The sequence below is a fragment of the Methylomicrobium agile genome, from assembly GCF_000733855.1.
In the GTDB taxonomy this organism is placed as follows: Bacteria; Pseudomonadota; Gammaproteobacteria; order Methylococcales; family Methylomonadaceae; genus Methylomicrobium; species Methylomicrobium agile.
Map to the genome: position 1 here is coordinate 1,125,643 of NZ_JPOJ01000001.1, position 13,000 is coordinate 1,138,642.

At 58.6% G+C, this 13,000-nt stretch carries 15 protein-coding genes; 5 read left to right on the forward strand and 10 right to left on the reverse strand.

Annotation, left to right across the window (positions count from 1 at the left end):
- The 4 genes from CC94_RS25440 to CC94_RS0105435 all read left to right on the forward strand — a co-directional run bounded on the left by CC94_RS25440 (position 1) and on the right by CC94_RS0105435 (position 2,013).
- Entirely contained in the window at positions 1-174 is a 174-nt protein-coding gene (locus tag CC94_RS25440) for a DUF4160 domain-containing protein (protein ID WP_425357676.1), read from the forward strand.
- Positions 134-403: a DUF2442 domain-containing protein gene (locus CC94_RS0105420; protein ID WP_031430051.1), complete on the forward strand. Its 270-nt coding sequence runs from the start codon at positions 134-136 to the stop codon at positions 401-403. The genes CC94_RS25440 and CC94_RS0105420 overlap by 41 nt, the downstream gene beginning before the upstream one ends.
- A gap of 607 nt (positions 404-1,010) precedes the next feature.
- Positions 1,011-1,289, forward strand: coding sequence for a hypothetical protein (locus CC94_RS0105430; RefSeq protein ID WP_005374641.1), 279 nt, complete (start codon positions 1,011-1,013; stop codon positions 1,287-1,289).
- Positions 1,290-1,437: 148 nt separating this feature from the next.
- Positions 1,438-2,013, forward strand: a complete 576-nt coding sequence (locus tag CC94_RS0105435; RefSeq protein WP_031430052.1) for a CAP domain-containing protein — start codon at positions 1,438-1,440, stop codon at positions 2,011-2,013.
- 138 nt (positions 2,014-2,151) lie between these two features.
- Here the strand turns inward: CC94_RS0105435 and CC94_RS0105440 are convergent, their stop codons facing one another.
- Positions 2,152-3,765: a protein adenylyltransferase SelO gene (locus tag CC94_RS0105440; RefSeq protein WP_031430054.1), complete on the reverse strand. Its 1,614-nt coding sequence runs from the start codon at positions 3,763-3,765 to the stop codon at positions 2,152-2,154.
- Between the two features lie 426 nt (positions 3,766-4,191).
- Here CC94_RS0105440 and CC94_RS0105450 point away from each other — a divergent pair, with 426 nt between their 5' ends.
- A complete protein-coding gene (locus tag CC94_RS0105450; RefSeq protein WP_245619703.1) occupies positions 4,192-5,607 on the forward strand; it encodes a L,D-transpeptidase family protein in 1,416 nt (471 codons plus the stop codon).
- A 202-nt stretch (positions 5,608-5,809) separates the two neighbouring features.
- Here CC94_RS0105450 and rluB read toward each other — a convergent pair whose 3' ends face one another.
- The 9 genes from rluB to CC94_RS0105495 form a co-directional block, all read right to left on the reverse strand.
- Positions 5,810-6,703, reverse strand: coding sequence for a 23S rRNA pseudouridine(2605) synthase RluB (rluB, locus tag CC94_RS0105455; protein ID WP_031430058.1), 894 nt, complete (start codon positions 6,701-6,703; stop codon positions 5,810-5,812).
- Positions 6,648-7,328 (reverse strand): SMC-Scp complex subunit ScpB, encoded by a 681-nt coding sequence (scpB, locus tag CC94_RS0105460; protein ID WP_031430059.1) that lies wholly within the window; start codon positions 7,326-7,328, stop codon positions 6,648-6,650. The genes rluB and scpB overlap by 56 nt, the downstream gene beginning before the upstream one ends.
- 14 nt (positions 7,329-7,342) lie before the next feature.
- Entirely contained in the window at positions 7,343-8,164 is an 822-nt protein-coding gene (locus tag CC94_RS0105465; protein WP_031430060.1) for a segregation and condensation protein A, read from the reverse strand.
- A gap of 32 nt (positions 8,165-8,196) precedes the next feature.
- The gene (locus CC94_RS0105470) at positions 8,197-8,850 is read right to left on the reverse strand and encodes a site-2 protease family protein (protein ID WP_031430061.1); all 654 of its coding nucleotides are present in this window, start codon (positions 8,848-8,850) and stop codon (positions 8,197-8,199) included.
- Positions 8,851-8,865: 15 nt separating this feature from the next.
- The gene (locus tag CC94_RS0105475; protein ID WP_031430062.1) at positions 8,866-9,486 is read right to left on the reverse strand and encodes an L-threonylcarbamoyladenylate synthase; all 621 of its coding nucleotides are present in this window, start codon (positions 9,484-9,486) and stop codon (positions 8,866-8,868) included.
- A 74-nt stretch (positions 9,487-9,560) separates the two neighbouring features.
- A complete protein-coding gene (tsaB, locus tag CC94_RS0105480) occupies positions 9,561-10,250 on the reverse strand; it encodes a tRNA (adenosine(37)-N6)-threonylcarbamoyltransferase complex dimerization subunit type 1 TsaB (protein ID WP_031430063.1) in 690 nt (229 codons plus the stop codon).
- Positions 10,247-10,522 (reverse strand): hypothetical protein, encoded by a 276-nt coding sequence (locus tag CC94_RS0105485; RefSeq protein WP_157203378.1) that lies wholly within the window; start codon positions 10,520-10,522, stop codon positions 10,247-10,249. The genes tsaB and CC94_RS0105485 overlap by 4 nt, the downstream gene beginning before the upstream one ends.
- 125 nt (positions 10,523-10,647) lie before the next feature.
- Positions 10,648-11,316 (reverse strand): multicopper oxidase, encoded by a 669-nt coding sequence (locus tag CC94_RS0105490; RefSeq protein ID WP_031430066.1) that lies wholly within the window; start codon positions 11,314-11,316, stop codon positions 10,648-10,650.
- Positions 11,313-12,974, reverse strand: coding sequence for a multicopper oxidase domain-containing protein (locus CC94_RS0105495; protein WP_031430067.1), 1,662 nt, complete (start codon positions 12,972-12,974; stop codon positions 11,313-11,315). Before CC94_RS0105495 ends, CC94_RS0105490 begins: the two co-directional genes overlap by 4 nt.
- Positions 12,975-13,000: the final 26 nt, after the last annotated feature.

The window sequence follows — 13,000 nt, forward strand, 5'->3', positions numbered from 1 at the left end:
ATGCATGTCCATGTTCAAGGACAAAACGGCGAAGCCAAATACTGGCTTGAACCTAAAATTGAGCTTGCTCAATCCGTGGGTCTCTCCCGGCGTGAAATCAATGAAGCACTACGTCTTGTACAGGAGCATGAACATGACATTCGCAACGCTTGGCACAAGCATTTCCCCAGTTGAAGTTACCAACATATCTCAATACGGCTTCTGGCTGCTGTTGGGGGATGAAGAGCTTTTCCTACCATTCTCTGAATTTCCTTGGTTTCGAAATGCTGCTGTTGGAAATATCTTGCATGTCGAACGTCCATCTTCAAATCACCTGTACTGGCCCGAACTGGATATTGACTTAGCCGTTGAGTCAATTCGCCATCCCGAACAATTTCCACTGATAAGTCAAGTCAATACCTAACACAGCCGGGTAGACGGGCAACGGCTTCATCGTTGCCCGACGTCAGGTGGCAATCTTGCTTCGCTATTGCGGCAATCTGAAGCCGCTACCCAATTGAAACCCTACAATGTCGGGCACAAAAAGCGTGCCCGACCTACTCGGCTGATAAGTCAAGTCAATACCTAACACAGCCGGGTAGGTCGGGCAACGGCTTCATCGTTGCCCGACGTCAGGTGGCAATCTTGCTTCGCTATTGCGGCAATCTGAAGCCGCTACCCAATTGAAACCCTACAATGTCGGGCACAAAAAGCGTGCCCGACCTACTCGGCTTTATACCCAGCCAATGCGTAGTTGTAGAACCCGTAACCCGCGTAAGGTGGAACCGGTTTACCGGGTTCCGCCATTCGGAACGTGCCAGGATGCCGACCGGTTTCCGTGAGCTTGGAGCGATGAACCAGGCTTTGTTTTATTTGGCTGGCCTCGGGTTGGCGGAACGCCTATCGGCTTCCGCCCTACACCTACCCAGAACCCGAGACACCCAAAAGCTGGATGCAGTCGTTCTGCTTGAGTGCATGGAAACAATTTGATACTGTGCCGCCGTTACTGACTTCATTCAAGGAATTTCATTATGATCGGCACCATTACCGCTTTCCTGATCGCCTACTGGTTTTACAAAAGCGCCGAAGCGACCGGCAGGAATCCTTTATCTTCGGCCGGACTCGGCTTTCTGGCCTATCTGATTCCCTGCATTGCCTGGACCCTGGCCGTAACGCCGGGCCTGCGCGATGCGGTCGAACATAACCCCGGCACCCTGTCCGGGCTGTTCGTCAATTACGCTTATATCCTGGTGGGCGCCGGCTGCGCTGCCGGCGTCAAATTTTTGCATTTCAGACAGGCGAAACCGTAGAAGCCAAGCAACGAGGGCAAACAGTTTTAATGGAACGGCCGGGGCAACGGGCACCGGCCGGCATGCAAAAAATCCCTTAAGGATCTTCTTGTTTTTTCCTGTAAAATGCGGGAGCTAAACCTCGTGCCCGGCTTTATCCTTCCGCTTCATGCTGAAACTGCGTCCGATTTTCCTTTTATGGCTAGGCCTGATCCCGGCCGCTTCATCGGCGAATGCGGCGGTGACGCCTCCCTCTATCGATCCAGCCGAGCTGGAGCGGCAAATCCATCGGCAGATCAATCGGGAGCGGCAAAAGCACGGGCTGGCGCCGTTGGGGGACGACGGGGAGCTGGTTGCGATTGCGCGCAATCATAGCCTGGACATGGCGCGGCATCATTTCTTCAACCATGTGAACCTGCGAGGCGAACTCCCTTCGGACCGGGCCAGGCGCCAGGGCTGGAACAAACGGAAGCGGATAGCGCCGACCACCGTGGCCACCGGCATCGCCGAAAACATTTTTCTGACGCGCCTTTACGAGAAGATCCATACCTTCAAGGAAAATGGCATCACCGTTGGGAAAGAATACGAGTGGACGGACGCGGACCGGCTGGTTCGAACGGTCGTCCAAGGCTGGATGGGCAGTCCGCACCACCGGAAAGTGATGCTGTCATCGCAATACGACCGTCAGGGAATCGGCGTCGTGATCTCGGGATACGATGTCTACGTGACCGAGAATTTGTTTTAAATTCGGTCGCGGATCACAACGCGCGGGATAGGGCTATTGCGTCGGAAAATCCGCAGGTTATGCGCGTCCCGGCAACCGCTCCATGCGTTGCTCTTACTTCTGCATACATATAGTCGTAACCCGCCCTGCCATGCTTGCTTACGAACTGCACGACAGCATCGAACAGCCCGGCCGGCTGCGCGCCCAGTCCGGGCGTTTCGCGGCGTAATGCTCCTTCCCGGGCTGCTCGTCGTAGGGCCTGCGGCATAAGTCGAGCAGTTCGTCGACCGTCGAAAAATCGCCCTGTTCCGCCCTGTCGATCGCCAGCTGCGAGAGATAATTGCGCAGCACGTATTTCGGGTTGACTGCATACATGCGCCGGCGCCGCTCCACGTCGGGCAGCCCGCCCTGCCGGAGCCGCTCATGATACCGGCCTAACCAGGCGTCCCGCCTTTCCAGGTAATCCGCGGACAATTGCTCAGGCCGATAATAACAGTCCTCCAACAGTACGGCGATCCGGGTTTTCCAATCGGGACGATCGCCGCCCGTATCCAGTGAGGCGAGCCGCCGGAAAAACAGCGTCATGTCCGTTTCGGCCTTCTGCAGCAGCACCAGAAGTTCGATAATCAGGTCCTCGTCGGTTGCAGGGCGATCATCCGCAATACCGAGCTTGCCCGCCATCATCCGCTGCCATTCCCGGTCGAAAGTTTCGGCATAGGCGCTCATACCCGCCTGCAGCGGTTCGGCCTCGCCGAACACAGGGAATAACGCATTGGCCAGTTGGCCGAGGTTCCAGTAAGCGATTTGCGGCTGCTGGCCGAAACGGTAGCGGCGCTGTTCGGCGTCGGTCGTGTTCGGCGTCCAGTGCGGGTCGTAATTGTCCAGCCAGCCGTAGGGACCGTAGTCGATCGTCAGCCCCAGGATCGACATATTGTCGGTATTCATCACCCCGTGCACGAAACCGACTCGCTGCCAGTGCACGATCATTTCCGCGGTCTTCCGGCAGATTTCCTGAAACCAGTCGGCATACACGGCCGGCGACGGTTCGCCGAGGTGCGGAAAATCGACCCGGATCGTATAGTCGACGAAACGGCGCAAGAGTTCGGTCTCGCCGCGCGCGGCCAGAATCTGAAAATTGCCGAAGCGGATGAACGACGGCGACACCCGGCAGACGATCGCGCCCGGCTCGGAACGCGGATTGCCGTCATAGAACATGTCGCGGATCACCCGTTCGCCGGTCAGCAGCACGCTCAAGGCGCGGGTGGTCGGCACGCCGAGATGGTGCATCGCCTCGCTGCACAGAAATTCGCGAATCGACGAGCGGAGCACGGCCAGCCCGTCCGCATTGCGCGAATAAGGCGTCGGGCCTGCGCCCTTCAGCTGCAAGACCCAGCGTTCGCCGTGGCGGTTGACCACTTCGCCCAGATTGATCGCGCGCCCGTCGCCGAGCTGGCCGGCCCAGAAGCCGAACTGGTGGCCGCCGTAGCACATCGCGAAAGGCTCCATGCCCCGCGCCAGCCGGTTGCCCGCGAATACCTGAGTGAAATCCTCGGAAGCGCAGAGTTCCCGAGACAAGTCCAGCAGATCGGCCACTTCTCGGGAATAGGCGACCCATTGCGGCGCCGCCACTTTGGCCGGGTTGACCCGGGAATAACAGGCATCGGCGACTTGGCGGCGAAAATTGGCCGTTTCGGGATCGCCGGGCAGTTCGCGGATGAAGCGGTTGTCGAAAACCAGGTCGTCGAGGCTGGCAAGCTGAGGAGATAAATTCATGGGAAGTAAGACAACCCTTACGATTTGATGTTCTTTAATTCTGACTTTTTTAGTCGGAATATGTCAAGTTTTCGCCGAATGCACGGACGATCCATTCATTCGCCCGCTCTTGAAGAACGTCGGCCGGCAAAGTCCCCAAGCCAAATCCCCAATGCCGTCATGATAAACCGGAATCAGGCCGCCTGAAGGAGTGGCAAAGCCGGCTTTGTCAATCGGCTTGATTATTTGCAAAGCCAGCCCTGCACGCCTCGGGGAGTAAACTTGACGGCATCGGCCGGCTCCGGGGAAAACCTGCGCAAACGCATCCGTATCGCGGCCTTTCGATCCCATCAACGACCCGCTCTCCAGGCATCCCTGATATATGGGAATGCCGGTTTAATTCCGGTTTAATCATGAAGCGGTATGCTCAAGCCTGTACTCAAGAAGATGAATGACTTGCCATTAGAGATCGAAACCGACATGACCCCACCGTCCCCTTCCCCATGCCGGCGCGTTGCGCCTATCCTGCTTGCCGTTTTCGGCAGCCTGTTGAGCGGCTGTCAAACGATGTCTTCCTGGTTTCCCGGCGAGCCCCCCGTCGCCAGCGTTCCGGAAGCCGGCCGCCAGAAAATCGGCACGATCGCCAGCCATCGGTTCGACCTGGAGCCCGGCCAGGAAATGGTCGGCACCCTGGCTGCGATCGACGCTCACCCAAGCGACACCCTATCCGATATCGCCCGCCATTACGGCCTGGGTTTCAACGACATCACGATAGCGAACCAGGGGATCAAACCCTGGACACCCCAGCCCGGCAGCCGGGTGATCCTGCCGCTGCAATTCATTGTGCCCGATGCGCCGCGCAAGGACATCGTGCTGAATCTGGCGAATATGCGTTTGTTCTATTTTTCGAAGAAAGAACCGAACACGCTCTATACCTATCCGGTCGGCATCGGCCGGCAAGGCTGGAGCTCGCCGATCGGCGCGACCAGCATCGTCGAAAAACAGGCCAATCCGGTATGGCACGTGCCGCCGTCGATCCAACGCGAGCATGCGGAAAAAGGCGATATACTGCCGGCCGCCGTGCGTGCGGGTCCCGACAATCCGCTCGGCTATTATGCAATGCGGCTCGGGTTCCCGAGCTACCTGATCCACGGCACCAACAAGCCTTACGGCATCGGCATGCAGATCAGTCACGGCTGTATCCAGCTTTATCCCGAGGACATCGAAACACTGTTCGGCAAAGTCGCGGTCGGGGAAAAGGTCCGCATCGTGCATCAGCCTTATCTGGCCGCCTGGCAACAAGATCAACTGTATATCGAAGCGCACGAACCGCTCGACAAATGGGCCGCCGGCAAAACCCGGCTGAAGAAGCAATTCCTGAATAAACTGAAAAGTCTGGCTGCGGAAAAACAGGCCGATGTCGACTGGGAGAGGGTCGAGCAGGTGATCCGGCGCTCGGACGGCATCCCGGCGCCGGTGCGGAAGAACAGCCCGGACCTGGCGGTATTGACGCAACAGGCCGTGCAACTGGCCCACCCCGAACGCCTGTACGGGCAACCCGAAATCGCCGAACTCAAAGACGGCGACTGGTCGATGCGGGTCGCCACCTTCAGAACCGAAACCGAAGCCGAACAGCTGGCCGCCATGCTGAATCACCAGGGGCCGCCGATTCCCGCCCGCAAGGTGAAACTGAACGACCAATACCAGGTAATCGCCGGCCCATACAAAAACAGGAAGGAAGTCAATAAAGCCGCCAAACGCGTGCTGATGGATTTCGAGCTGAAGGCCAAAGCGATCGAGCCGGGACAACGGCCCGATTTGGCGGTCGTTTCCAGTATCGGCTCCGACAGCCCGGTCAATTAAGAGATAACGCGAACCGGGGCAGAGGCTCAGGAAGACCAATCGGCAGTTGCCCCGTCCACCCTCAGCCTCCTTGCCCCTTTAGTGGCGGAAGTACACTCATGGAGCGGCCGCTGTAGGGTACGCTGTGCGTACCATTGGAAGTTGAAAAGGTACGCGCAGCGTACCCTACTTCAGACCCCACTATGTAAAACTGACAGAAAGATTATTTTTTGCCGGCCCTGGCGTTTTTGGAAGCCTCTTTCGGCTGAGCCGGAAAACTGTCTCTCGGCAGCCCGGCGAATTCAAACAAGGTATCCAGCTCTTTGTCCGACAGCTCGTAAAACGAATGCGCCTTCAACCGCTCGGGCAGCACGACCGGCCCGTAGCGAACCCGGATCAGCCGGCTCACGACCACCTGCTGCGACTCCCACAAGCGGCGGACCAGACGGTTGCGGCCTTCGGTGACCGTCACATAGTACCATTTGTTCGCGCCCTCGCCGGCGTAAAAACGAACCTCGTCGAACTTGGCCAAACCGTCTTCGAGCTCGACGCCCTGTTTCAATTTCTCCATCGTCGCCTCGGACACTTCGCCCAAAATGCGCACCGCGTATTCGCGTTCGATCTGGGTTTTCGGATGCATCAGCCGGTTGGCCAGTTCGCCGTTGTTGGTGACCAGGAGCAGCCCCGAAGTATTGATGTCGAGCCGCCCGACCGCAATCCAGCGCGCGGTCGCCAGTTTCGGCAATTGCGTAAAAATGACCGGCCGGCCTTCCGGGTCGCGGCGCGTGACGACTTCGCCGGCCGGCTTGTGGTAAAGCAGCACGCGGGTCGGCTGCCGGTCGAACTTCTGCCAGTCGACATAGCGGCCGTTGATTTGCAGGTAGTCGCCCGAACGCAGGCGCGTGCCCAATTCCGCGACCGCGCCGTTGACCGTCACCCGGCCTTCCTGCATCCAGCGTTCGATTTCCCGGCGCGAAGCGACGCCGCCGCGCGCAAGAACTTTTTGAATGCGCTCACCCGCGCCCTCGTCCGGCGCGGCCGCGGCGGTTTTCGGCCGGACCTCAGGCGCCGGCTTCCGGAACGGCTTCGGCGGCTTCTGCTCCGCTTTCGGAGGCATCCGGTTCGGTTTCGAAGGATGCTTCCCGGTTTTCGGCGGATTCTTCTCGGATTTCCTGTTTTTCACTGGCTTCCTGTTCGGGGGCTGGGATGACTTCCGGCGCCGGATCGAGCTCCTGTATCTGCTCCAGCGTCGGCATTTCGCTTAATGATTTGATATTGAAATAATCCAGAAACTGTTGGGTCGTGCCGTACAATCCCGGCCGGCCCGGCACTTCCTTATGGGCGACCACCCGGATCCATTCGCGTTCGAGCAGCGTCTGGATGATCCCGGAACTGACGCTGACGCCGCGGATGTCCTCGATGTCGCCGCGCGTGACCGGCTGCCGGTAGGCGATGATCGCCAGCGTTTCGAGCAGGGCGCGCGAATAGCGCGGCGGCTTCTCTTCGAACAGGCGCTGAACCCAGCGCGACAGTTCCTGCCGGACCTGAAAACGGTAGCCGCTGGCGACCTGCTGCAACTCGATCGGACGGGACCGGTAATCTTCCGCCACCGCGTCGACCGCCGCCTGAATCTCGGCAAGTTCGGGCTGCTCGATCTCGGGGAAGACCTGCTGGATGTCCTTGCAGGTCATCGGCCGGTTCGCGGCAAACAGAATGGCTTCTACAATCGATTGAATTTCCATGAGAGTGCGGCGTTTCAGTTCGGCATCGCAGCGGCAGCGCCGCGAACCCGGATTTCGTCGAAAGGCTCGGATTGAATGATCTCGATCAACCCTTCCTTGGCGAGTTCGAGAATCGCCAAAAAGGCGACCAATACGCCGGGGCGTCCCTCTTTGCGGAAGAAGATTTCGGTAAAACGCAGGCTTTCGACATGTTTCAGGGTGTCGAGGATCGCCGACATGCGCTCGCGGACCGACAGCGGCTCCAGCTTCACATGGTGGTGACTGAACTGTTCGGCCCGCTTCATCACCTGCCGCAACGCGAACAGCAGCTCTTTCATCGTCACGTCGGGCAGTTTCTTTTCGAAAGTCAGGTTCGAGGTATCGGCCGCGCAGGTGAAAAGCTCGCGCTCCAGCCTCGGCATTTTGTCGATCTCTTCGGCCGCCTTTTTGATCGCTTCATATTCCTGCAGGCGGCGGATCAACGTCGCCCGGGGATCTTCCTCGTCTTCTTCCGTTTCCCGAGGCCGGGGCAGCAGCATCCGCGATTTGATTTCCGCGAGCAGCGCCGCCATCACCAGGTATTCGGCGGCCAGTTCCAGATTGATTTCGGTCATCATCTGAATGTAGGAAATGTACTGCTGCGTGACCTTGGCGATCGATACCTCGACGATATCGAGATTCTGCCGCCGGATCAGGTACAGCAGCAAATCCAGCGGCCCCTCGAACAGTTCGAGGAATACTTCCAGCGCGTTCGGCGGAATGTAAAGGTCGTCCGGCAATTGCTCGATCGGCTCGCCGTTGACGATCGCGATCACCGCGGCGCGTTCCGGCACGAACTCGTGGCTCAAGTCGTTCATCGCTCAATCACCGTCCGGCCTAAGCATACGCATCAGATGCCGGCGATGGAGAAAAACAATTGTTGCGCAAGATACATGGGATATTCCAGAATCAAATTCAGTACCCGGGTATAAAGCAGCACTAAAAGGATGATGAAGCCGTAGCGTTCGAGGCGGTTGTACTGCCAGGCCCAGTAATTCGGCAAGATGCCGGTGACTACCCGGCTGCCGTCCAGCGGCGGAATCGGCAACAGATTGATCAGGGCCAGCACCAGATTGATCGAAATGCCGGCAATGCCGGTATAGATCAGCGGCAATGAAATCGACTCGGTACCGATCAGGACGCCCAGCCGCGCCAATAGCGCCCAGCCGACCGCCATCAACAGGTTGGAAACCGGCCCCGCCAGCGCGACCCAGGCCATGTCCTTGCGCGGATTCTTGAAATTTCTCGCGTCGACCGGCACCGGTTTGGCCCAGCCGAAAATGAAGCCCGTACCGGTCAGGAGCAGCAGTCCCGGCAAAATCACGGTACCGAACCAGTCGATGTGCTTCATCGGGTTCAGAGTCAGCCGGCCCTGCATATACGCGGTGTTATCGCCGCATTTTCTCGCCACCCAGCCGTGCGCGACCTCATGCACGGTGATCGCGAAGATCACCGGCAGAATCCAGACCACGATCCGCTGAACCAGCGACAATTCGTTCATCATATTCAATATCCTCGGTTAAATCAGCATCGGCGCGATACCGATGCCCTGCCGGACGATCTCGGGACCGTTGTTCGAAAATTCAATGATCGTGGTTTCGCGGTATTCGATAATCCCCGCATCGATCACCAGTTCGATTTCGCGCTCCAGACGCTTCCGGATATCGAAAGGATCGGTCAGCGGCTCGCTCATTCCGGGCAATAACAGACTGGTCGTAAACAAAGGCTCTTCAAGCTCGGCGACCAGCGTCAACGCAATCGGATGCTGCGGAATCCGGATGCCGACCGTTTTCTTTTTCGGATGCTGCAGACGGCGCGGCACTTCCCGGGTCGCATCCAGAATGAAAGTAAACGGCCCCGGCGTCAGCGCCTTGATCATCCGGTAGGCATCGTTGCCGATTTTCGTGAAATTGGAGATTTGTGCCAAGTCCTTGCAGACCAGCGTGAAATTATGCTTATCGTCCAGCTGGCGGATCCGGCGGATCTTGTCCAGGGCCGCCTTGTCGCCGATCTGGCAGGCGAGCGCGTACGAAGAATCGGTCGGATAGACGATCACGCCGCCCTGGCGGATAATCTCCACCGCGCGATGAATCAGACGCAACTGCGGGGTTTCGGGGTGGATCTCAAAAAACTGGGCCATGTTTTAGGAAGGCATTGAACTAAGGCGTCATTATACCGTATTTAATGATCCAGAAAGCTTTTCGGCCGCCTCCCTCAACGTTCCGATTCTTTCTTAGCGACTTTGTTGCGCAAGTAAACCGGCTGCGCGTCTTCGACATCGACCGCCAGGCCCTGCGCGTAACCGCGCGCGCCCAGGCGGGCGACCGCGCCCGCGCGCGGCAGGTTGTCCGTTTCGATCAAATCGACTCGGCCGGACAGCCTGTCCGCCAACGCATCCCGATAAGGCCCCCAACCGGTACCGATCCCGGCACCCGAAACGTCCGGAAAGACGATCGATTCGGCCGGGGTCACCGTTTCCTCGCCGATCAGTTCGGCAAAGCCGGCGGCCTCCCGCCGGTAAACCGCAAAATAGATTTCGCCCATCCGGGCATCCATTGCGGTAAAGGCGGTGCCGCAGCGATCGCCGTTCCGGTCGAAAAACGCCTGCGCGACGGCCGCCAGCGTCGAAACCGGCACGACCGGCAAATTACCGCCCAGGGCGATGCCGTGAATCACGCCGGTCGCGATCCGCACGCCGGTAAAGGAGCCCGGCCCGCGCCCGAACGCCAGCGCATCGAGATCGGCAAGCTTCAATCCTGCCTCGCGCATCAATCCGTCGACCATCGGCAGAATCAATTGGGCATGATCCCGCGGCGATACCTGATAACGCTCGATCACTTCCCCGTCGAGGTAAAGCGCGGCCGAACACGCTTCGGTGGCGGTCTCCACCGCGAGTAATTTCATTCTTTATCCTGTGGTGTCAGCAGCTCGACAAGCCTTCTCAGCACGTCAACGTCCCCGGTAACTTCGGCATAGTCTCGGCTCGCAAAATCCAACACCCTGCCGTCGGCCGCGCGCAACCGGCGTGTTTGTTCTGCGCTCAAATCGTCCAAGTGATCCTGTAAAAAACGCTTATGACCGATTAGCAAAAACGTGTCGCCGGCATGAGGCTCCCAAAACTCAAGCCCCACCGAATAAATTTTTAAGTTTTTCTCTAACCTGTCCATCAATGTCATCGCCGTATACTGATGTTTGTGCCGGGTTTCTATCTCGGTAAAAGTTTTTGATTGGAGGATTGCGCCGCACCATCTATGTGCCCAGTTCCGGCAAGACGAGGTAGCCATGTTTGTTATTTTCGGCCTCATTTCTTGCCGATGCGCAATCGCAATAACAGCGGTGCGAGCGTGCCGATCAGGATGCTGAACAGCACCATGCCGATATGCTGGCGGTTCCAGTCGACCGGATACAGATCGGCCCTGACCGGATCGGACAGGCCGGGAATGCTCGGCAAATCGCCGTCGCCGCCGTCGACCTTCAATTGCGCTTTCATGCCTTTTTCCTGATGCTGCGGCAATTCGCAGTGCACCAGGTAAGTCTTTTGCCGGCTCGGCACGATCATCGAGGCTTTCAATTGCCCATGCCCGAACAGTTCCAGGTGCAGCATGCCTTCGGGGTAAAGGTAACCCGGCAGGCCGTGGATCATCATTTGATGCCGGACATGGTCGTCGTTGATGAAGGTGATGTTGATCTTCGCGCAGGGTTTGACGTTCCACTCCTGCCGGTCGTAAGCGAACATCCGGCCCGGAAACTTTTTCGCATGTTCGTGGCCGGCGCGGATCGTCAGTTCGACCGTTTCGGAAATCTGCGGACAATCGCGCGGCAGCCGGTCCGGATTCGCGTTCATGATCATGCCGGTTTCATCCATCATCATGCCGCCGTGGTGATGCATCATTTCGGCATGTGCAGGTAATCCTAAAACGCCGAGCAGCCACAAACCGGCGGCAAGCGTTGTCTTTTTCACGACTTTCATGATTTACGGTTCCTGTAGCCGGTAAAAATCAGATAGACGGCAAACCCGAGCGCGGAGCCGCCCGCCAGGCCGAAGGCAACCAACTTCAACACGTCCGGCTCGATCAATCCTGGTTCGCCGAGCATCGCGGTAAAATCGCCTTCCGCCCAGGGCGGCTGTTTTTTCGCATAATAATTTTTGTCGAACGCGACATCGAGCATTTCGGCGTGCATGTTCGGCATGCCTTTCTCGTCCAGAAAAGCCCGGTAACCGAGCAGCGAGATATTGCCGCCCGGTTCCATGCCGTCGGTCGTTTCGCCGTTCGAGGCATGGTCATGGAACATCCACACGCCCGGCCCGTAACTGTGCAGGCCGTCGTTGACCGTTTTGAGATCGACGTCGAGCCGCTGCGCGGGCGCAATGTCCAGCACGTCGCGCGTCACGCGCGCCGCTTCGGGCCGCTCGGCGCCGTCGGTCGCGGTCACCGTGACCTTGTGGCCGTGAATGTGCAGCGCGATCGGCGAACGCTGCGCATTCGCGATGCGCAGTTTGACCTTCTCGTTTTCGCCGGTCGCGATCAGGCCGTCGCGCACCGTATAAGGAAAGGAGTGGCCGTTCAACAGGAAATAATTTTCATGGGATTCGGTGATGTTGTATTCGCGGCTCATCCGTTTCGCGATCAGGCGAACGTCGTTCGCCTCCTGGATCACCGACGACAGCTTCTTGTCGAGCGACTGGTACAGCAAGTCGAACTCGCGATTGTAGTTTTCCTTCACCTGCACCGACGGATGCCGGACCTGGCCGGCGCCGACATTGAAGGTCTGCACCCAGTTGTTCGGCTTGTTTTCCTCGACCACGAAGATGCCGCTGAGCCCCATCATCATGTGCTGCGCGGTCTGCACGTGGCAGTGATACAGCATCGTGCCGGCATGCCGGGGCTGCATTTCGTAGGTATGGCTTGCGCCCGGAAACACCGCATGCTCCTCCATGCCGTCGTTGTCCTCGCCCGCGGCGGTCATGAACGGATGGTCGACGCCGTGCAGATGGATCGTGTGCGGCAGGTAGTGGATGTTTTCGAGCGTGACGAACACCTTGTCGCCCTGCTCGACCCGGATCGTCGGCGACGGCGCGCGCAGCAGCGGGTTCGCCTGCATCGTGAAAAAGTTCTTCAGCGCCATGCCTTGCGATTTGGGCGCGAACACCCAGAGTCCCGGCTTGAGGCCGGGCGCGATGTCGAATGTATTGATCAGGAATTCGCCGTCGGGACTGGCCCCGTTCAGTTCCACCACTTCGAGCTTGATCCGGATCACATCCGGATCGCCGTCACCGTCGAGATCGTCGCTTTTGACGACCGCGTCCTGGGCCAGCCGGGTCTGCATCAGCGTCGCCATCGATACGTTATTGGTGCCTTTGACCGCCGCCGCAATGTCATAAGGATTGTCCGGATCGCAGGACAGCGCTTCGTCGATGCTCACGCCGTCGATCGTCTGCGCCTTGCGCCATGCGGGATGCTCGTCCGGGCACGGGTTTTCGGTACCGCCCGCTTCGGCCGAGCGGGTATAAACGGTCGAAGGCGCCAGGGCGCCGCCTTTTTCCAGGCCCGACGGCGCCAGCCACCAGGCAAAACCCGCCGCCAGCGCGGCGAGCAGTATCACGATATAACGTTTTTTGGGAGTCATGGAATGACGAAAAACTTTAAAAAAGA